At 65.9% G+C, this 19148-nt stretch carries 23 protein-coding genes; 6 read left to right on the forward strand and 17 right to left on the reverse strand.

Annotated elements, in window-relative coordinates; translation table 11 throughout:
- The first annotated feature begins 24 nt into the window (after positions 1-24).
- The gene (locus FFS68_RS06170) at positions 25-1464 is read left to right on the forward strand and encodes a serine hydrolase domain-containing protein (protein ID WP_137752311.1); all 1440 of its coding nucleotides are present in this window, start codon (positions 25-27) and stop codon (positions 1462-1464) included.
- Here FFS68_RS06170 and FFS68_RS06175 read toward each other — a convergent pair.
- From FFS68_RS06175 to FFS68_RS06200, 6 genes are all read right to left on the reverse strand, one after another.
- Positions 1449-2063 carry an HAD family phosphatase gene (locus tag FFS68_RS06175; RefSeq protein WP_137752312.1) on the reverse strand — a complete coding sequence of 205 codons (615 nt, stop codon included), beginning with the start codon at positions 2061-2063 and terminating at the stop codon, positions 1449-1451. The two genes, FFS68_RS06170 and FFS68_RS06175, sit on opposite strands and share 16 nt — an antisense overlap.
- A gap of 117 nt (positions 2064-2180) precedes the next feature.
- The gene (gene ykgO, locus FFS68_RS06180) at positions 2181-2306 is read right to left on the reverse strand and encodes a type B 50S ribosomal protein L36 (RefSeq protein ID WP_003046794.1); all 126 of its coding nucleotides are present in this window, start codon (positions 2304-2306) and stop codon (positions 2181-2183) included.
- 180 nt (positions 2307-2486) lie between these two features.
- Positions 2487-3956 carry an RNA polymerase factor sigma-54 gene (rpoN, locus tag FFS68_RS06185; RefSeq protein WP_137752313.1) on the reverse strand — a complete coding sequence of 490 codons (1470 nt, stop codon included), beginning with the start codon at positions 3954-3956 and terminating at the stop codon, positions 2487-2489.
- Between the two features lie 144 nt (positions 3957-4100).
- The gene (gene lptB / locus FFS68_RS06190) at positions 4101-4919 is read right to left on the reverse strand and encodes an LPS export ABC transporter ATP-binding protein (RefSeq protein WP_137752314.1); all 819 of its coding nucleotides are present in this window, start codon (positions 4917-4919) and stop codon (positions 4101-4103) included.
- 123 nt (positions 4920-5042) lie between these two features.
- Positions 5043-6425 (reverse strand): phosphoglucomutase/phosphomannomutase PgmG, encoded by a 1383-nt coding sequence (locus FFS68_RS06195; RefSeq protein WP_137752315.1) that lies wholly within the window; start codon positions 6423-6425, stop codon positions 5043-5045.
- Between the two features lie 31 nt (positions 6426-6456).
- Entirely contained in the window at positions 6457-7278 is an 822-nt protein-coding gene (locus tag FFS68_RS06200) for a division plane positioning ATPase MipZ (protein ID WP_137752316.1), read from the reverse strand.
- 87 nt (positions 7279-7365) lie between these two features.
- Here FFS68_RS06200 and panC point away from each other — a divergent pair, with 87 nt between their 5' ends.
- Both panC and FFS68_RS06210 read left to right on the forward strand, forming a co-directional pair.
- The gene (gene panC / locus FFS68_RS06205; RefSeq protein WP_137752317.1) at positions 7366-8205 is read left to right on the forward strand and encodes a pantoate--beta-alanine ligase; all 840 of its coding nucleotides are present in this window, start codon (positions 7366-7368) and stop codon (positions 8203-8205) included.
- Positions 8206-8345: 140 nt separating this feature from the next.
- Positions 8346-8660: a sel1 repeat family protein gene (locus FFS68_RS06210; RefSeq protein ID WP_137752318.1), complete on the forward strand. Its 315-nt coding sequence runs from the start codon at positions 8346-8348 to the stop codon at positions 8658-8660.
- A gap of 108 nt (positions 8661-8768) precedes the next feature.
- Here FFS68_RS06210 and FFS68_RS06215 read toward each other — a convergent pair whose 3' ends face one another.
- The 4 genes from FFS68_RS06215 to FFS68_RS06230 are packed head-to-tail and all read right to left on the reverse strand — an operon-like array spanning position 8769 to position 11304.
- Positions 8769-9917 (reverse strand): GNAT family N-acetyltransferase, encoded by a 1149-nt coding sequence (locus FFS68_RS06215; RefSeq protein ID WP_137752319.1) that lies wholly within the window; start codon positions 9915-9917, stop codon positions 8769-8771.
- Between the two features lie 8 nt (positions 9918-9925).
- Complete coding sequence (locus FFS68_RS06220; protein WP_137752320.1) at positions 9926-10390, reverse strand: RidA family protein; 465 nt, start codon at positions 10388-10390, stop codon at positions 9926-9928.
- 12 nt (positions 10391-10402) lie between these two features.
- Positions 10403-11044, reverse strand: coding sequence for an HAD family hydrolase (locus tag FFS68_RS06225; protein WP_137752321.1), 642 nt, complete (start codon positions 11042-11044; stop codon positions 10403-10405).
- Positions 11041-11304, reverse strand: coding sequence for a DUF3572 family protein (locus FFS68_RS06230; protein WP_137752322.1), 264 nt, complete (start codon positions 11302-11304; stop codon positions 11041-11043). Before FFS68_RS06230 ends, FFS68_RS06225 begins: the two co-directional genes overlap by 4 nt.
- An 89-nt stretch (positions 11305-11393) precedes the next feature.
- On the opposite strand from FFS68_RS06230, the gene FFS68_RS06235 reads away from it, so the two are divergent.
- Positions 11394-11756 carry a response regulator gene (locus FFS68_RS06235; RefSeq protein WP_137752323.1) on the forward strand — a complete coding sequence of 121 codons (363 nt, stop codon included), beginning with the start codon at positions 11394-11396 and terminating at the stop codon, positions 11754-11756.
- Between the two features lie 272 nt (positions 11757-12028).
- On the opposite strand, the gene FFS68_RS17830 is transcribed toward FFS68_RS06235, so the two are convergent.
- Positions 12029-12181 carry a hypothetical protein gene (locus FFS68_RS17830; protein ID WP_171003761.1) on the reverse strand — a complete coding sequence of 51 codons (153 nt, stop codon included), beginning with the start codon at positions 12179-12181 and terminating at the stop codon, positions 12029-12031.
- 142 nt (positions 12182-12323) lie between these two features.
- On the opposite strand from FFS68_RS17830, the gene FFS68_RS06240 reads away from it, so the two are divergent.
- Complete coding sequence (locus FFS68_RS06240; protein WP_249340045.1) at positions 12324-12800, forward strand: Lrp/AsnC family transcriptional regulator; 477 nt, start codon at positions 12324-12326, stop codon at positions 12798-12800.
- A 225-nt stretch (positions 12801-13025) separates the two neighbouring features.
- Here FFS68_RS06240 and rpmG read toward each other — a convergent pair whose 3' ends face one another.
- The 6 genes from rpmG to FFS68_RS06270 form a co-directional block, all read right to left on the reverse strand.
- Entirely contained in the window at positions 13026-13193 is a 168-nt protein-coding gene (gene rpmG / locus FFS68_RS06245) for a 50S ribosomal protein L33 (RefSeq protein WP_058818055.1), read from the reverse strand.
- A 214-nt stretch (positions 13194-13407) separates the two neighbouring features.
- Positions 13408-14145 carry an energy transducer TonB gene (locus FFS68_RS06250; protein ID WP_137752325.1) on the reverse strand — a complete coding sequence of 246 codons (738 nt, stop codon included), beginning with the start codon at positions 14143-14145 and terminating at the stop codon, positions 13408-13410.
- Between the two features lie 146 nt (positions 14146-14291).
- The gene (locus FFS68_RS06255) at positions 14292-15602 is read right to left on the reverse strand and encodes a glutamate--tRNA ligase (RefSeq protein WP_137752326.1); all 1311 of its coding nucleotides are present in this window, start codon (positions 15600-15602) and stop codon (positions 14292-14294) included.
- A 32-nt stretch (positions 15603-15634) separates the two neighbouring features.
- Entirely contained in the window at positions 15635-15838 is a 204-nt protein-coding gene (locus FFS68_RS06260; protein ID WP_137752327.1) for a hypothetical protein, read from the reverse strand.
- A gap of 4 nt (positions 15839-15842) precedes the next feature.
- Entirely contained in the window at positions 15843-16274 is a 432-nt protein-coding gene (locus tag FFS68_RS06265; RefSeq protein WP_171003762.1) for a DoxX family protein, read from the reverse strand.
- A 100-nt stretch (positions 16275-16374) separates the two neighbouring features.
- Positions 16375-18057, reverse strand: a complete 1683-nt coding sequence (locus tag FFS68_RS06270) for an NAD+ synthase (protein ID WP_137752329.1) — start codon at positions 18055-18057, stop codon at positions 16375-16377.
- Between the two features lie 147 nt (positions 18058-18204).
- On the opposite strand from FFS68_RS06270, the gene FFS68_RS06275 reads away from it, so the two are divergent.
- The gene (locus FFS68_RS06275; RefSeq protein WP_137752330.1) at positions 18205-19140 is read left to right on the forward strand and encodes a ribose-phosphate pyrophosphokinase; all 936 of its coding nucleotides are present in this window, start codon (positions 18205-18207) and stop codon (positions 19138-19140) included.
- Positions 19141-19148 lie beyond the last annotated feature (8 nt).

The raw sequence follows: 19148 nt of genomic DNA on the forward strand, positions 1-19148 counted from the left end.
CCCCTCCACCGAGGGAGAGACGGAATGACGACAAGATCGACCGCGTGCGTTGCAGGCCTCATGGCTTTGCTGGCGAGCGCATCAACCGCCCAAGCCGAACCGCGCGCCGACGCCGCCATCATAGCCCAGCGCCTGCTCGATACACTGCGCGAGAGCAACGGCGTGCCGGGCATGGGCGCCGCTGTGTGGCAAGAGGGGCAGATCGTCTGGGAGGGATCGAGCGGGCTGCGCGACGTCGAGCGCCGCCTTCCTGTCACGCGCGAGACGCTGTTCCGCCTCGCGAGCGTGTCGAAGATCTTCACCGTCGCCGCGGTAGGCCAGCTCGCCGAACAAGGCCGGATGGATCTCGACGCGCCCATGCAGCGCCAGCTGCCATGGCTCGGCTCACATTGGGCGCCCATCACCCCGCGCCAGCTCGCGGCGCATGTCTCGGGCTTGCCGCATTATCAGGCGGTCGATGCGGATCGCGGATCGCGTCATTACGCCACCGGGCGTGACGCGGTCGCTATCTTCGCCGAACGCGACCTGCTTCGCCCGCCGGGGACCGCCTACAGCTATTCATCGTGGGGCTATACCTTGCTCGGCGCGCTGGTCGAGGAAAAAACCGGACGCGCCTTCACCGACTATGTCGCAAAGAAGGTCGCGCCCGGACTCGCGATCCGCGCCGACGCGACCGACAGCGGCGACGCCGACGCCTCGCGCGCCTATGGCTTCGACCAGCGGCGCGTGGTCGATGTGCCGCGCCACGATTTCAGCTACACTTGGGGTGGCGGCGGACTAAGCGGCACCGCGAGCGCGGTCGCAAGCTTCGGCGGGCGGATGATCGACGGCCGCGTCGTGCGCCCCGAAACCTTTGATGCGATGCTCGTGCCGGTGAAGCTCGCCGATGGCAAAGCGGCAGGCGAGGATGATTATGAGGTCGGTTTCGGCTGGCGCATCGGCGGCGATGCCGATGGCGCGCCCTTCGTCCATCACAATGGCGTGGCGCTTGGCGCGCGCAGCACGCTCGGCCTGTGGCGCGGCGAGCGCACGGCAGTCAGCGTGCTGTCCAATGCGTCGTGGGTGTCGCGTATGGAGCCGACTGCGCAGATGATCGCCGCTCCCTTTCGTGCCGTCCCCGCCGGGCTGGTGGACGCGGCCTGTCCGATCGACGCCCGGCATTACAGCGGCACCTTCGGTGACGTCGCCGTCGAAGGCACAGTGCGCTTCCGGATCGAGGCGGGGCTGTGCGTCGGGACAGCGGAGCAGCATCCCGCCATGCTGGCCTATTTCGGCACCGCGATGCAGCGGGCCGACGCGCCGCTGACGCTGATCGGGCTTGACCCTAAAGGCGGTTTAGCGCGCGCCGGGCTCGTCAATCCGTTCGGTATCGCCGATCTTCGCGCGCAGGCCGACGGCAGCTTCGCCGCGCCGATCACCACGACGCGCCACCTCGTGCTACGCTTCGATCAGCCGGCCAAATAGGCGCGCCGGACCAAATCCTGTTCGAGCATCGCCGCGCCGTTGAACAGATGGCCGGCGATGCCGAGCGATTCGGCCCCCGCAATATTGGCTGCCACATCATCAATGAACAACGCACCGGCCGGATCGATCCCGAATCGCTCGATGGCGAGACGATAGATCGCGGGATCGGGCTTGATCAATTTCTCGGTCCCCGACACGATGATGCCCTGAAAGCGGTCGAAGATCGGCTGGGTCGGGCGGAAGCCTTCCCAGAATTCATGACCGAAATTGGTGATCGCGAACAAGGGCACGCCCGCGGCATCGAGTCGCTCGACCAGTTCGAGGCTGCCCGGCATCGCGCCGGGGATCGTCTCGTTGAAACGCGCCGCATAGGCGTCGATCAGCGGCGCATGATCGGGGAACCGCGCCTTCAACTCGGGCAGCATGTCGGCAAGCAAGCCGCCGGCGTCGGACTGGAAATGCCACCCAGGCGTGACGACGTTCGACACGAACCATTCCAGCTCGTCCGCATCGGCAATCAGCTTGGCAAAGAGATAGCGCAGGTCCCAGTCGAACAGCACGCGGCCGACGTCGAAAATGACCGAGCGGGGAATGGTCATAAGCCCCTTTCCCTCAGGCGAGGGGGTCAGGACACGCGAAAGCGCCGCCGGAAGCATCCGACGGCGTAACGCTGTTCATCACAAGCAAACGGGGCAAAAACACCCCGCGCCGGGGCATCAGCCCTGGCGCGCCTTGAAGCGGCGGTTGGTCTTGTTGATCACATAGGTGCGGCCACGACGACGGATAACGCGGTTATCCCGGTGGCGGTCCTTCAGCGACTTCAGGCTGTTGCGAATCTTCATGGTTCTTGTCCGTAAATCTTGGCGTGTTGACGCGAAGCGGCGCAACTATGGGGATGGGGGCAAAAAGTCAACCGCTGGTCGCCCATATTTCGTCATCCCGGACCTGATCCGGGATCCATGGCCGCGCTCGCCCGCATGGACCCCGGATCAAGTCCGGGGTGACGATGACCGGGCGGCGCTTTACCCCGCCAGCGCCTTTTGCCGCCGCCGCTGCACCGACGAGCCATAGCCCATCGCCTCGCGATATTTGACCACGGTGCGGCGCGCGATGTCGTGGCCCTCGGCCGACAGTTTCTGCGCGATCGTCTCGTCCGACAGGATCGCCTTGCCATCCTCGGCCTCGATCATCGCCTTGATCCGGCTCTTGATCGATTCGGACGACACCGCGCCGTCGCCTTCGGTCGCCGAAATACCGCTCGAGAAGAAATATTTGAGCTCGAACAGTCCGCGCGGGCAGCTGAGATATTTGTTGCTGGTGACGCGGCTGACGGTCGATTCGTGCATGCCGATTTCCTCGGCGACCTGGCGCAGCGTCAGCGGCCGCATATGCGCGACGCCGTGCAGGAAAAAGCCCTCCTGCTGCTTCACGATCTCGCTCGCGACCTTGACGATCGTCCGCTGGCGCTGGTCGAGCGCGCGGACCAGCCAGTTGGCGCCCGCCAGCTGCTCCGACAGCCACGCCTTGCTCGTGGCCGCGGCGCCCTTGGCGAGTTCGGTATAATAGCGGCGGTTGACGAGCAGCCGCGGCAACGTCCCGCCGTTGATCTCGACCGCCCAGCCCGCTGCCGTCCGGCGGATATACAGGTCGGGAACGACCGCCTGCGACGCATCGCCGCCAAATTTCAGTCCGGGTTTCGGATCATAACCCCGCAATTCGCGAATCATGTCGGCCAGATCTTCGTCATCGACGCCGCAGATCCGCTTGAGCTGTGGAAAGGCGCCTTTGGCGACCAGATCGAGGTGCGCGATCATCGTCGCCATCGCCGGATCATAGCGGTCAGCCTCGCGCGCCTGAATCGCGATACATTCGGCGAGGTCGCGCCCGCCGACCCCCGACGGGTCGAAACATTGCACCCCCGCGAGCACCGCTTCGACCAGCGCGAGCGGCACGCCCAGCCGCTGCGCGACTTCGGCCAGGTCGGCGCGCAAATATCCTGTCTCGTCGATCAGCCCGACCAGCTGCTGCGCGATCATCGCCTCCAGCCCGCTGAAGCGTTCGCCGACCTGGGCGATCAGATGGTCGTGGAGCGTTTCATCGTCGCCCGCGAAGCTGTCGAAATCGATGCCGTCGCTGTCGGCGCCCGACAGGCCGACGCTGTCGCTGGCGCTGTCGTGGTGGAAACTTTCGGCGGCCAGATCGACGTCGAGATCGTTGGCGGTGCCGCTGTCCGATGCCAGTGCCTGGTCGGCATCGAGCGACGCCGCCTCTGCCGCGGGCCCATCGCTGCCCGGCGCGTCACCGGGATCGCCGATACTGCCGTCGCTGTCCGCCGACGCCGTATCGAGCAGCGGATTGCCCTCGAGCGCTTCGGCCAGATAGGCTTCGAGTTCGAGGTTCGACAGCGCCAGCAGCTTGATCGCTTGCTGCAGCTGCGGCGTCATCACCAGCGATTGCGACTGGCGGAGATCGAGGCGCGGGCCCAACGCCATCGGAAATTACCTGCTTACTTTCCCGTTCGTGTCGAGCGAAGTCGAGACACGTGAAGCCATGCACGAACTCGGCGTGTCTCGACTTCGCTCGACACGAACGGAAATGGAAAGCGGCTCATTCGACATCGGTGCGGCCACGGCTCCTCACAGCGAGAAACCCTCGCCCAGATACAGCCGCCGCACTTCGGGATCGGCGACCAGTTCCTCGGGCGAACCCGCCAGCAACACCTTGCCGTCGTAGATGATGCAGGCGCGGTCGACGAGGTCGAGCGTTTCGCGGACATTATGGTCGGTGATCAGCACCCCGATGCCGCGCGTCTTGAGGTCCGCGACCAGATCGCGGATGTCGCTGATCGACAGCGGATCGATCCCGGCAAAAGGTTCGTCGAGCAGCATGATCGAGGGGTTGGCGGCGAGCGCGCGGGCGATTTCGGCGCGGCGCCGTTCGCCGCCCGACAGCGCCATCGCCGCCGCATCGCGCAGCCGCGTCAGGCCGAATTCGTCGAGCAATTCTTCGAGCCGCGCGGCGCGCGCGACCTTGTCGGGCTCGCTGAGTTCGAGCACGGCAGCGATATTCTGTTCGACCGTCATGCCGCGAAAGATCGAGGTTTCCTGCGGCAAATAGCCCAGGCCGAGGATCGCGCGGCGGTACATCGGCAGCGCGGTGATGTCCGATCCGTCGAGCATGATGCGCCCGGCGTCGGGCTTTACCAGCCCCATGATCGAATAGAAGCAGGTCGTCTTGCCCGCGCCGTTCGGGCCGAGCAGCCCGACAACCTCGCCCTTGCCGACCGACAGCGACACATCGGACAGGACGGTGCGCTTGTCATAGCTTTTGGCGATCGAAATGACCGCCAGACCGTTCCCCGCCGCAGCATCTTCGCGGGCATGCGCCCGGTGCTCGGCAACGCCATGGTCGGCGTCGGCAGTCAGCGTTGCCGGGGTCGCTTCGTCGTCTGTCATTTCCACATCGCTTCCTGAGGAGACATGTGCGGGCGTTACCCGAGGAGCGCCGCCAAGGTCAATCTGGCAAGATTTTTGCAGGGGCTTTCTGCTCCCCTCCCGCAAGCGAGAGGGGAGAAAAGGCTAGTGCCCCGCTTGCGGGCCCCGGACGATCCCCGACAGCGCAAGCTGTTCGTCGATCGCCGCGAGCAGCCGCGCCAGCGCCGCCTCGTCGGTCGCCTCGGCGCGCGCCACCAGCACGTCCTGGGTGTTCGACGCGCGCAGCAGCCACCAGCCGTCGCCCGTCAGCACCCGCGCACCGTCGGTGCGATCGACCTTTGCCCCCGCCGCGGTGAGCCGCGCGAGAACTTCGTCCACAATGGCGAATTTGCGGACCTCATCGACCTGGAAGCGCAGCTCTGGGGTGTTGACCATCGGCGCCATCGCCCCGCGCAGCGCGGTGACGCTCTGCCCCAGCTTGGTCGCCGCCTCGATCAGCCGCACCGCGGCATAGGGCGCGTCGTCATAGCCATAATAGCGATCGGCGAAGAAGACATGGCCGCTCATCTCACCGGCCAGCGGGCTGCCGACCTCCTTCATCTTGGCCTTGATCAGGCTGTGGCCGGTTTTCCACATCAGCGGTGTCCCGCCCAGTTCGGCGACGCGGTCGAACAACGCCTGGCTGGCCTTTACATCGGCGATGATCGTGGCGCCCGGCCGATCGGGGAGCAGCGCGGCGGCGTAGATTTGCAGCAGCTGATCGCCCCAGATCACCCGCCCCTCGCCGTCGATCGCACCGATGCGATCGCCATCTCCGTCGAAAGCGACGCCAAAATCGAGGCGCTTGTCGGCGACCAGCGCCTTCAGGTCGGCCAGATTTTTTTCCTCGGTGGGATCGGGATGGTGGTTCGGAAAATGGCCGTCGATGTCGGTAAACAACAGATGATGCTCGCCCGGAAGTTTCGCGGTCAGCTTCTCGATGACGGTGCCGGCGGCGCCGTTGCCGGCGTCCCAGCCGATGCGGAAAGCGCCGCCGCTGAACCCTTCGACCAGCCGGTCGACATAGGCATCGACGATGTCGATGCTTTGCGCCGTGCCTTCGCCCGCCTCCCAATCGCCCGCGGCAGCCATTTCGCCGATCCGCAGAATATCGGCGCCGTAGAAAGGTCGCCCCTGCATCACAAATTTGAAACCGTTATAGTCGGGGGGATTGTGGCTGCCGGTTATCTGTATGCCGCCGTCCACGTCTTCGGTTGAGGCGGCGTAATAGAGCATCGGGGTCGGCCCCAGCCCGACGTTCAAGGCGTCGATCCCCGCGGCGTTGACCCCGGCGACCAGCGCATCGCACAGCATCGGCGACGACAGCCGCCCATCATAGCCCACCGCGACCCGGCTGCCCCCGGCGCGCGCGACCAGCGTCGCAAAGCTGCGCCCGATTGCATAGGCGTCGGCGGCGGACAATGTGTCGCCGACGACGCCGCGGATGTCATATTCGCGCAGCATCGTGGGATGGAAGATATGGGTCATCGGATGGTCCTGTCTGGGGGAAGACTGAGGGTCAGGCGGCGGCGAAGAGGTCGCCGTCGGGATGAAACCGCTCGCGCGCCGGAAGGTTCAGCCCCCCCATCGCCTCGCGCAGTTCCTGCCGCGCGACGACATGGCCGATGCCCATGCCGCCCAGATGCGCCTTGTCGAGCAGGGTGAGCCCGGCGGGAAACAGCTCGCGATAGATGACGCGCTCGCCGAGGCCGGGGATGACGCGAAAGCCGACGCGGCGCGACAGCTGGCTGAGCGCCTCGCCGACGCGGCGCATATTGTGTGCGTCGACATGCTGGAGCCGGTTGCGCAGGATGATCCAGTCGATCGTCCGCCCGTCGGTCTTGGCCCGCGCCTTGCGGGTGTCCCAGATCAGTTCGGAATAAAAGCTGGGGCGGGTGACCTGAAATGTCTCGGGATCGACCTGCCCGATCAGGTCGAAATCGATGAAGCTGTCGTTGATCGGGGTGACCAGCGTGTCGGCGGTCATCGCCAGATGGCGCGCAAACACATCGTCGCGGCCCGGGGTGTCGGCGACGAAATAGTCGCAATCCGCAGTCAGCCGCGCGACCTGCGCGTCGAGCTCTGCGACCGTGGTGCCCTCGAACACTTCGAAATGCGGCATCGGCAGCTCGATAGCGCGGCGTTTTGCGGTGCCGACGCGATTCTCGAGATAGCGGTGAAAGGTGCGCTGGCGCGGGTCGAGATCGAGCCCGGCGACCTTCCAGCCCTGGCTCGCCAGCGCGACCGCAAAGTGCACGGCACAAGTCGATTTGCCCGTGCCGCCCTTCTCATTGGCAAAGATGATGCGGTGCGGGGCGGGCTTCGTCGCTATAGTCGTCATGGGCCGTTGCGATTTTCCAGTTGGCGCGGCATGGGCGGCCGACGCGCGAAGTGATACAGTCGCGCCAATATCGAAGGGCGACCGAGCGTGCAAATCATCCGTGACATCGCGATGCTGGACCGTGCCGTTGCGGCACTGAAGCAGGGGGGCAAGAACGTCGCTTTGGTGCCGACGATGGGGGCGCTGCACGACGGCCATCTGTCGCTGGTCCGCATGGCGCGGCGCGTCGCCGACCATGTGATCGTGTCGATCTTTGTCAACCCGACCCAGTTCGGCCCCAACGAGGATTTCGCCGCCTATCCCCGCGACGAAGCGCGCGACGCCGCGCTGCTGGTCGAAGAAGGCGTCGGACTGCTGTGGGCACCCGATGTCGCGGTGATGTATCCGGGCGGCCACAGCACCCATATCGAGGTCGCCGAACTCGGCGCCGATTATTGCGGCGCCGCGCGGCCCGGCCATTTCGACGGGGTCGCGACCGTCGTCGCCAAATTGTTCAACCAGGTCCGCCCCGACATCGCCATTTTTGGCGAAAAGGACTGGCAGCAGCTGGCGATCATCCGCCGCATGGCGCGCGATCTCGATTTCGGGCTCGACATTTTGGGGGCGCCGATCGCGCGCGATCCCGACGGCCTCGCGCTGTCGTCGCGCAACGCCTATCTCTCCGCTGAGCAGCGCAGCGCAGCGGTCGCCTTTCCGACAGCGCTCAAGACCGCATCCGCCGCGCTGGCGAACGGCGACGACATGTACGAAACGCTCGCCAAAGCCGAAGCGGCGATCGTCGCGGGCGGCTTCGACAGCGTCGACTATATCGCGCTCGCCGACGCCGACAGTCTGGAAAGGCTGAACATTTTTCGCGCCCCGGCGCGCCTGCTGGCGGCCGCGCGGATCGGAAAAACACGGCTGATCGACAATTATCCGGTGGGTTGACGAAAAGCGAAAACGGCTGAATTCAGCCATTTCAGCGCGCCATCCCCAAGAAATTACCAACCATGTTAACGCTTTGTTGACCATAAGCCGCAAGGTTGGGGCCCGAAGCCTCCTGTGGGGGGAGGCGACAGGGGGTTTTTATGGCCAACAGTCTGAAGTCCGCAGCATATCTGATCGAAAGCCGCTTGCTCGATGCCGCACGCGGCGATGCCAATGCCTATTTCGACCTGGGCATCGCTTTTTCGACCGGCACCGGCGGGGTCGATGTCGACCTGATCCAGGCGCATAAATGGTTCAACCTTGCCGCGCTCGGCGGCAACAAGGAAGGCCAGCAATGCCGCGCCGACCTGTCCGATGAAATGAGCCGCGATGAAATCGCCGAAGCGCAGCGCCAGGCGCGCGCGTGGCTCGACGAAACCGCCCGCCGTCCGGCAGCACGGCGGTTCGCGGCGTAAAACGCGCCCCTCTTCCGCTCATGTCGAGCGTAGTCGAGACACCCATCGCGAATCCCGGCGCTCAGCGTGTCTCGACTTCGCTCGACACGAACGGGATTTGATGATCGTTTAACCCGCCCGCCGGAACGGCATATGCCCTTCGAGCCACGCCATTTCGACCTCTTCCGCCTGCCGCTCCCGGTCCAGAAAATCGCCCACCGCGCGGCGGAACCCGGGATCGGCGATGAAATGCGCCGACCAGGTCGCGACCGGTCCATAGCCGCGCGCCAGCTTATGCCCGCCCTGCGCGCCCGCCTCGACCCGTGCCAGCCGGCGCGCGATCGCGATATCGATCGCGCGGTAATAGCAAAGTTCAAAATGCAGATAGGGGATCTCGGTCAGGCATCCCCAATAGCGTCCATACAGCGTATCGGCGCCGACGAAATGCAACGCCCCCGCCACGGCTTGCTCGCCATCATAGGCGAGCAGCAAGATGATCTGCTCGGCCATCCGTTCGCCAATCAGGTCGAAGGCTGCGCGCGTCAGATAGGGCTGCCCCCATTTGCGCGCGCCGGTGTCCTGATAGAAGAGCCACATGGCGTCCCAATGCTCGGGGCGGATCGCAGCGCCGGTCAATTCCTCGATCCGCAGACCTTGAACGGCGCGGGACCGCTCCTTGCGCAGCTGCTTGCGCTTGGCCGAGGTCAGCGTGGCGAGGAAATCGTCGAAGCTGGCATAGCCCGCATTGGCGAAATGGAACTGGATATCGCGGCGCACCAGCCACCCCGCCGCTTCAAACAACGGCATCTGGTCGGGCGCGACAAAGGTCGCGTGCGCCGACGACAGGCCGTTCTGGCGCACCACCGTTTCGGCGGCGCGGATCAACAGCCGCGCGTCATCGCTGTCCGGCGCCAGCAGCCGCGGCCCCGGCACCGGGGTAAAGGGCGCCGCGATCTGGAGCTTGGGATAATAATCGCCCCCCGCGCGCGCCCATGCATCGGCCCAGCCCTGGTCAAAGACATATTCGCCCTGGCTGTGCGATTTCAGATAGGCGGGCGCGGCGGCGAGCAGCCTGCCAGCCGCATCCTCGACCAGCAAGGGCGCCGCCTGCCAGCCGGTGCCCGGCCCGACGCTGCCCGATAGCTCGAGCAGCGACAGAAAGGCATGGCCGACGAACGGGTTGCCGCCATCGTGCAGCGCGTCCCACGCCGCCGGATCGAGCGCGGCGACGCCCGTGCCGAGCGCGATCGTCCGGGTTGGCGGGTCAGCTTCGGCCATCGCGGCCCTTAGGCGGGCTTCACCGCGACGATCGCATCGGCCTCGACCGCGGCGCCCAGCGGCAGCACCGCGACGCCGACCGCGGCGCGCGCGTGGCGGCCCGCGTCGCCGAACAGCGCCTCGAACAGTTCCGACGCGCCATTGGCGACCTTCGCCTGATCGGTGAAGCTGGGCGCGCTGTTGACGAACACCCCGAGCTTGACGACACGCGCGACGCGCGACCAGTCGCCGCCGAGCGCCTGGCCGATCTGGGCGACGAGCATCAGCGCGACGCGCTGCGCCGCATCCTGCCCGCCCGCGACATCCATGTCGTCGCCCAGACGCCCGGTCACGACCTGCCCGTCGCGGAACGGCAGCTGGCCGCTGACATAGAGCAGCCCGCCATGTTCGACGACGGGGACATAGGCGGCGACCGGGGCGGCGGCCTTGGGCAGTTCGAGGCCCAGTTCGGTGAGCTTTGCGGTGATATCCATGGTCGTTCCTTCTTAAACGGGTTCGGGGGCCGGTGCGGGGACATTTTCGGCCAGCCGCGCGAGGATCCAGTCCTGCGCCGCCGCCCAGTCATCAATGCGGGCATGGGCGTGTTTTGACGCCGCGATCTTGTCGGCGATCGCGGGCTCGCCGACCAGATGGAGCCGCCACACATCGGGCGCGACCTCCGCCACCGAATGATGATGGCCAGCCAGATCGTCGATGAAGATTGCGACCGAGGGCCGATATTGTTCGATCAGGCGGCGCACCGGTTCCCCCTTGCCGCCGCGGCTGCCGATCACCGGGGCGTGGAAATCGTGGCGTGCCAGCTGGTCGATCCGCGCCTGCTGATGGTCGGGGCCGACGTTGGTCAGCACGACGATGTCGGCCTGCTCGGCGATCGCGGCCATGGCGGCGAGCGCGCCGGGGATCGGATATTGCCGCGTCATTTCGGTGCGAAAAAAGCTGTCGAGCAGCGGCCAGACCTCGGCCGCCTCGAGCGGCGTCCCACATTCCTTGCGCTTCAGCGCCCCGGCAAAGCTGGCGTCCTCGATGCGGAACAAGACGCCATGTTCGGCATCGACCCATTCGGCAAAGGGCACGACCATGTGCATCAGCACCTCGTCGCAATCGGTGATGACGAGCGGGCGGTTCATGCAGTGGTTCCTTCGAGGCGCTGCGAAGCCGCAGCGATAGCGGCGGGGGGCACCTGCAGCGCATCGGCGCAGGCGACAAGATCATTTTCATGGGCGGTCAGGAACGCCAGAATCGCTGCGAGCGTCGCGCGTTCGGTCAGCGACGCGCGCAGCTCGTCGGGTGCCAGCCCGGTCAGCGCCAGCAGCCGCTCGGCGCGCGGTTCGTCGCTCAAGATCCAGCCGAGCGCCTGAAGCGCCAAAGCTGCGTCGTCGTCGTGCAAAGCATTTTTCCCTTCAAAGGGAGGCAATTGTGTCGTGCGGCCGATTCGCCTAAACGGGCCGCGAACGCAAGGTGGGGAAGCGAAATATCATGGGCAAGACGATATTGGTCGTCGAGGATAATGAGCTGAACCTGCGCCTGTTCTGTGACCTGCTCAATGCCCATGGCTATACCGCGCACCCGGTGCGCGACGGCCGCGACGCGCTGGCCAAGGCACGCGAAGTGTCGCCCGATCTGATCATCATGGACATCCAGCTGCCGCATGTCAGCGGGCTGGAGTTGATCGGCCAGATGAAGGCCGACCTGACCTTGCGCAGCGTTCCGATCATGGCGGTCACCGCCTATGCGGGGAAGGGTGACGAGGAGCAGATCAGGGCGGCGGGCGCCGAAGCCTATGTGTCGAAACCGATTTCGGTGATCAAGTTCATCGAGAGCGTCGGGGTGTTTGCCTGAGCGGGCCAGCGGCGGCTAGCGACCGGTTGCGGACCTCCGATTTCGTCATCCCGGACTTGATCCGGGATCCATCCGCCCTCGCGGCATAGCGCGGCGCAAGAGGTCATGGCCCCCGGATCAAGTCCGGGGTGACGACGGCAGGATGTCCGCTTCCCACCCCAAAGCGGCTCCAGAACGCGCGCGCCCAAAAAAAGGCGGCACCGATGGCCGCCCTTTGATGCTGGTCGAAAATCGCGGGCCGCCGCGCGCCTTGGCCGCGACGGCGCGCAGCGTCAGGCGTTGCAGCGACGCTTGTCCTCAGCGCCGCGCGGCGCGCCCGGTTCACTCCACGGTGCCGCATAGCGGATCGCGACCATGGCAGCGGACGCGTCGATCACCGCAGTCCACAGGCGATGGAGCCGGTTCGATTCGGGGGTGTGGGTCATCGTTTGTCTCCTGCATCCGGCGCCGCAAGAGGGAGAGGGCGGGCCGGACAAGCCCTTTATAATCCCGCAACAATGGCTATTGGTGCTAAAATTGACCGTGCGAACGACCAATTTTGGCGTTATTGGATCAATGATGCGAAAAATGATCGATCTCGACGCTTTCGACCGCCGCCTGCTCGCGCTGGTCCGCGAGAACAATCTCGAACCCGCGCGGGTGCTGGCGGACAAGGTTGGCCTGTCGCTGTCCGCGGTGCTCCGCCGCTTGCGGCGCCTGCGCGACGAGAAGGTGATCGTCGCCGACATTGCGGTGATCAATCCGGCGCTCACCGGGTCGGCGCTCACCATGCACGTCCTCGTCCAGATGCAGCAGGCGGGTCCGCAGACGATGGACAATTTCGCGCGCACAATCGTCCGCCATCCCGAAGTCACCGCGGCGTGGGACGTTACTGGCGACGACGACTTCCTGCTCAAGGTCCAGGTCGGCACGATGGAGGAATATGACGCCTTCACCCGCCGCGCACTGGGCGAGGACAAGGGCGTGCATTCGTTCACGACACTGATCGCAATCCGCAACATCATCGAAAATGAAGTCGCACGGCGGCCGCTGCGCGATCGCTAGGAGTCGCGGGCCGGGCGGTTTAGGGAGAATTCGGCAAACGACCGAAACTTGCCGTCGCCCTCCGCGAAGGCGGGGGCGACGTTCAGAGGAAACGTCTTTTGCCGCCTCAACGGGGCCACCGTCCGCGCACGAAAAAGGGCGGCGCAAATGGCCGCCCTTTGATCTCGGCTTACGCCGGGATGATGCATCGTGATTCCGTTCAGCGTTACCGAGCGGATCGACGCATCACTTGATCTTCGATTCCTTGAACTCGACATGCTTGCGCACGCGCGGGTCGTACTTCCGCACCGACATTTTTTCGGTCATCGTGCGCGGGTTCTTTTTCGTCACATAGAAAAAGCCCGTGTCGGCGGTGCTCACCAGCTTGATCTTGACGGTCGTCGGCTTGGCCATGGCCCTGTTCCTCGAAATAACTGCACATCCGCCGGAGCTCCGAAGGATGCGGCGGGACTGTGGCCCCGACGTTGGTGTGAAAAAACTCAGGGGCCGCGCACGAGGCGCCGCCCCCAATATCCGCGCGCCTCTGACCGGATTCGGCGCTTCTGTCAAGCAAAAGAGCGGGCGGACGGCGCAGCACCGTCCGCCCGGGAGGGGGCTTGGGGGACGGCTAAGCCGCCCTGATCTCGAAGCGGACCGTCATCACCTTCCAGCTTTCCTCGGCCACGCCGCCGCGCGTCGCGGGAGTGAAGCGCCATTTGGCCAGCGCGCGGCGCTTGGTTTCGGCGAAAAAGCCCGGACTGTCGGTGCTGACCAGTTCGACCGCCTTCACCCGCCCGTCGGTGCCGATCAGGACGCGCACCTTGGCAACCCCCTCGATCTCGCGCCGTTGCTCGCTCGCGGGATAGTCGGGCTGGAACGCCCCGGCGTAGCGTGGATCGAGTTCAGCGAACACCAGCCTCGGCGCGGGCGGCGGATCCGCTGGGCGCGCCGGGGGGCCGGGATCGATCGGGCGAAGATCGACGACGACCGGCCCTTCGTCGACCCGGTTGTCGCTCAGCGAACTGGTATCGACGATGGGTTTGACGGCGTCGGTCGCCGAGGCGACCTTCTCGGTCGGCTGCACCTCTTCGCTCGGCTGGGGCGGCGGCGGATCGAGCGGCTTGGTCAGTTCGATCAACGTGCCTTGCATCGGTTTGGACTTCGGGGGCGCCTCCATGATCATCGGCGACAGCGCCACTGCGACGACCAGCGCCGCGGGCAGGCCGACGGCGAGGAGCGCGGCGACCGGGTGGCGGCTGTGCTCGCTGCCATAGCTGTTGCGGGGTGAAAGGGTTGCTGCACCCGCGGGCGCGGTTGTCGTCTCGGGCGCGGTCATGATCGCCGAAATCAAGGGTATCAGGGTCATGGCATCTCTCCTTGCCGGTCAGACCCGGCCCTGCCGTGTTTCGACCACCGCTATGGGCCAAGCCAGAATTAAGTGATAATATATCATCACTCCTTTTGTCAAGCGACAAGGTAGGCAAGGGAGCGCCGTTGGTCGCGATGGATCGATTAGTCGGCAGCCAGCCGCGCCTCCGCCTGATCCTTGGCGATCAGCGGCAATAATTCGGCCATGTCGGGGCCATGGTCGCGCGCCGTCAGCGCGCGGCGCAGCGGCAGGAACAGCGCGCGGCCCTTGGCGCCCGTCGCCTCTTTCACCGCGGTGGTCAGCGCGTGCCAGGGGTCGGCGCTCCAGTCGATCGCGGGCGCCGCGGCGGCGGCGGCGGCCAGCACCGGCCGGTCGGCATCGTCGACCGGCGGCGGCGCGAGTGGCCCGTCGAACACCGGCAGCCAGTCGGCGGCCTCGGCGACGGTCATCAGGTTGGGGCGAATCGCATGCCAGCGCGCCGCGGTGATCGCGGCGGGCAAGCGATCGGCGACCGCTTCATACTCGGTGTGGTGCAAAATCTTCTGGTTGAGCAGCGCCAGTTCAGCCTCGTCGAACCGCGCCGGGGCGCGGCCGAAGCGCGCAAAGTCGATATGGTCGATCAGCGGCGCCAGGCTGGTCACCGGCTCGACCGGATCACTGGTGCCAAGCCGCGCGAGCAGCGCCGCGAGCGCGATCGGCTCGATCCCGGCGTCGCGCAGGCTGGCCATGCCCAGCGAGCCGAGCCGCTTCGACAATTTGCCCTCGGTCCCGACGAGCAACGCCTCATGCGCGAAACGCGGCGGGGCGGCGCCCAGCGCGGCGAACATCTGGATCTGCGTGGCGGTGTTCGACACATGATCCTCGCCGCGCACGACATGGGTGATGCCCATCGCGATGTCGTCGATGACGCTGGGCAGCAGATAGAGCCAGCTGCCGTCGGCGCGGCGGACCACCGGATCGGACATGGTTCTTGGTTCAAAATGCTGATCTCCACGAACCATATCGGCCCATTCGATCGCTGCATCATGGTCGAGGCGGAAGCGCCAGTGCGGCGCCACGCCCTGGGGCACCGGCGCGTCGGCGGCTTTGCGCTCATAAACCGGCGGCAGCCCGCGCGAGAGCAAAATCTTGCGCCGGATGTCGAGTTCTTCGGGGGTTTCGTAACAGGCATAGACGCGGCCTGCCGCCTGCAGCCGGGCAAATTCGGCCTCGTACAGCGCGAACCGCGCCGACTGGCGCTCCTCGCCATCCACATCGAAGCCGAGCCACGCGAGGTCGGCGCGGATCGCGGCGACATAATCCTCTTTCGACCGTTCAAGGTCGGTGTCGTCGATCCGCAACAGGAAGCGCCCACCATATTTGCGCGCCCACAGAAAATTGTGGAGCGCGGTGCGGACATTGCCGACATGCAGGGTGCCGGTCGGCGAGGGGGCAAAGCGGGTCACGACAGTCATGGCCGCGCCTATAACCGCATAATGGGCCGCCGTCAGTCGTCTTCCGCGATCTTACGGTTCATCACGATATGCGCCGCCCAGCGCAGCGCCATGCCGATCACCGAAAGCGCCGCGCCCGCAATCACCGCCCCGACCAATGCTGGGTTTTCATCGGGCGCGGGCCAGGCGACCCACGCCAGCAACGCGACGCTGACGATCGACAGCGCATATCCGATCCCGGTCAGCCAGTTCGCCAAATGATCAACTCTCCGCTGCCGACGACGCATGGCGCGCCGGCCAATAGGCCCAAGCGAGGGCGAGCAACGACACGATCAGGATCACGCTATACTCCATCCCGTTGCGCCCGCCGCCGACGACGAACCAGCCGAAAGGCAGATGGACCAGAATCATGCCGAGGGTCAGGATAGCGGCATGACCGAGCGCGACAAGGCTGGTCCAGCGGCGGGTCAGGATCAGCGCCGGGCCGACCAGTTCGTACAGCGTGACCGCCATCGCCCAGCCATAGCCCCAGGGGAAACCCTGGCTTTCCAGCCAGATGCCGAAGGGCACCACGCCGCCGGCGACGAGGCGGAACAGCCCGTGGATCAAAATCAACAGCGCGACGGTGATCCGCAGAATATCGACCACGCGTTCGGCCCGGTGCGGCGATGCCTTGGCTCCCAGCAACCCCATCTTCCATTCCCCTTTATTGCAAACTCCCGGTTCGCAAATCCTAACGCCGTGCGGCACATCGACGAAGCCGCACAGACGTACCGGTACCCGCCGCGCGCGGTCAGCCGGTGCGGAAGCCATGGGTGATCGGATAGCGGCGGTCGCGGCCGAAGTTGCGCGTCGACAGCTTGACCCCCGGCGGCGCCTGGCGCCGCTTATATTCGGCGAGCATCAGAAGGCGTTCGATTCGCACCACCGCATCGCGGTCGAACCCATGCCGCGCGACGACATCGTCGACGCTCGCTTCCTCCTCGACCAGCATGTGCAGCATGCGATCGAGATCGGCATAGGGTGGCAGACTGTCCTCATCCTTCTGGTCGGGGCGCAGTTCTGCGCTCGGCGGCTTGGTGATGATGGTCTCGGGCATGACCGGGGCCACCGGGTTAAGCGACAGCCGCGGCACATTGTCATTGCGCCACTTGGCGACCGCGAACACCGTCATCTTGTACGCGTCCTTCAGCGGATTATAGCCGCCCGCCATGTCGCCATAGATCGTCGCATAGCCGACGCTCATCTCGCTCTTGTTGCCCGTGGTCAGCAGCATCGGCCCGAATTTGTTGCTGAGCGCCATCAGGGTCACGCCGCGGATGCGCGACTGGACATTTTCCTCGGTGATATCGACCTCGACATCGGCAAAGCTGCCCGCCAGCATCGTATCGAACGCCTCGACCGCGGGGACGATCGAGATGGTGTCGAGCTTGCAGCCGATCAGCGCGGCGCAGCCCGCGGCATCGTCGAGGCTCGCCTGGCTGGTGAAGCGGCTGGGCATCATCACGCACCACACCCGGTCGGGGCCAAGCGCATCGGCGGCGATCGCGGCACAGATCGCCGAATCGATCCCGCCCGACAGCCCGAGCACGACGCCCGGAAAGCGGTTGCGTGTGACATAGTCGCGCAAGCTGACGATCATCGCGCTGTAAATGTCGGCCGGGTGCGCCTCCCACTCGGCGATCGCGCCGGTCTCGCAAATCCAGCCGTCGGCGCCTTTGACCCAGCGCGTCACCCGCTCCTCGGCCTCCCAGTCGGTCAGGCGGTGCGCCGTCCCGCCATCGGCGTTCAGCACGAACGAACAGCCATCGAACACCAGTTCGTCCTGCCCGCCGATGCGGTTGAGAAAGATCAGCGGCAGGCCGGTTTCGGCGACACGGCCCGCGAACACCTGGCTCAGCCGCCGTTCGTCCTTGTCGATTTCATACGGGCTGCCGTTGACCGAGATCAGCAGATCGGCGCCTTGATCGGCCAGATGCCGCGACACTTTGGGCAACCAGCCATCCTCGCAGATCGGCAGCCCGAGCCGGATTCCGCGCCATTCGACAATGTCGGGGAGCGGCCCGGGGGCGAAAACGCGCTTTTCGTCGAAGGTGCCGTAATTGGGCAGCTCGTGCTTGCGCCGCGTAGCGACGATCCGGCCGCGGTCGAGCAGGGCGATGATGTTGTAGAGCGCGTCGCTCCCATCCGCATTCTTGGCGCGCTCGACCGATCCGACGAGCATCGCCGGGCCGCCGTCACCGGTGTCGGCGGCCAGTTCGGCGAGCAGTGCCGCAGCCCGCTCGGCAAGCGCGGGTTTCAGCACCAGATCCTCGGGCGGATAGCCGATCAATTGCAGTTCGGGATAGAGGATCAGGTCGGCATCCCGGTGCCGCGCCCGCACCGCCCGCATTGCGTCGGCGTTGGCAGCGAGGTCGCCGACCGCCTGCGTCATCTGGGCCAGGACGATAGTGAGCGTGTCGGCGACGTCGGTCATGGCGCCGAGCCTTACCCCCGGCGGCCGCGATTGCAATGACCCAGCGGTGCGGGACGCGACCAAAGGTTGAACTTCACCCTTCCCCTATCGCCCCCTGCTGGCTAAGGGGCGCGCAATCCTATCCGCCGCGAAAGGGCCGCGCACCCCATGAAACTGATCTCCGGCAACAGCAATCTTCCCCTCGCCCGCGCGATCGCGGACTATCTGGAACTGCCGCTGACCGACACCAGTGTGCGCCGCTTTGCCGACGAAGAAGTGTTCGTCGAAATCCATGAAAATGTCCGCGGCCAGGACGTCTTCATCGTCCAGCCGACGAACTTCCCCGCCAACGACAATCTGATGGAATTGCTGATCATCACCGACGCGCTGCGCCGCGCCTCGGCGAAACGCATCACCGCCGTCGTCCCCTATTTCGGCTATGCCCGCCAGGACCGCAAACCCGGCCCGCGCACGCCGATATCCGCCAAGCTGGTGGCCAATCTGATCACCACCTCGGGCGCCGACCGGGTGCTCGCGATCGACCTGCACGCCGGGCAGATCCAGGGCTTTTTCGACATCCCGACCGACAACCTCTACGCCGCGCCGGTGATGAGCGCCGACATCCAGGCGCGGTTCGCGGGCAAGAATCTGATGGTCGTGTCGCCCGACGTCGGCGGCGTCGTGCGCGCCCGCGCGCTCGCCAAGCGGCTCGACAACGCGCCGCTGGCGATCGTCGATAAACGCCGTGAACGCGCCGGCGAATCCGAAGTGATGAACATCATCGGTGATGTGAAGGGGCGCTTCTGCATCCTGATCGACGATATCGTCGATTCGGCGGGCACGCTGTGCAACGCCGCCGCGGCGCTGAAGGCCGCGGGCGCCGAGGGCGTTGTCGCTTATTGCACCCATGGCGTGCTGTCGGGCGGCGCAGTCGCGCGCGTCGAGGCGAGCGAGCTCACCGAGCTCGTCATCACCGATTCGATCCAGCCGACCGATGCGGTCAACGACAGCGCCAAGGTCCGCGCGCTGACCGTCGCGCCGCTGCTCGGCGAAGCGATCAAGCGCATCGCCGACGAATCGAGCGTCTCGTCGCTGTTCGATTGACGCAAGGC

It is taken from the genome of Sphingopyxis sp. L1A2A, assembly GCF_005502465.1.
GTDB lineage: Bacteria > Pseudomonadota > Alphaproteobacteria > Sphingomonadales > Sphingomonadaceae > Sphingopyxis.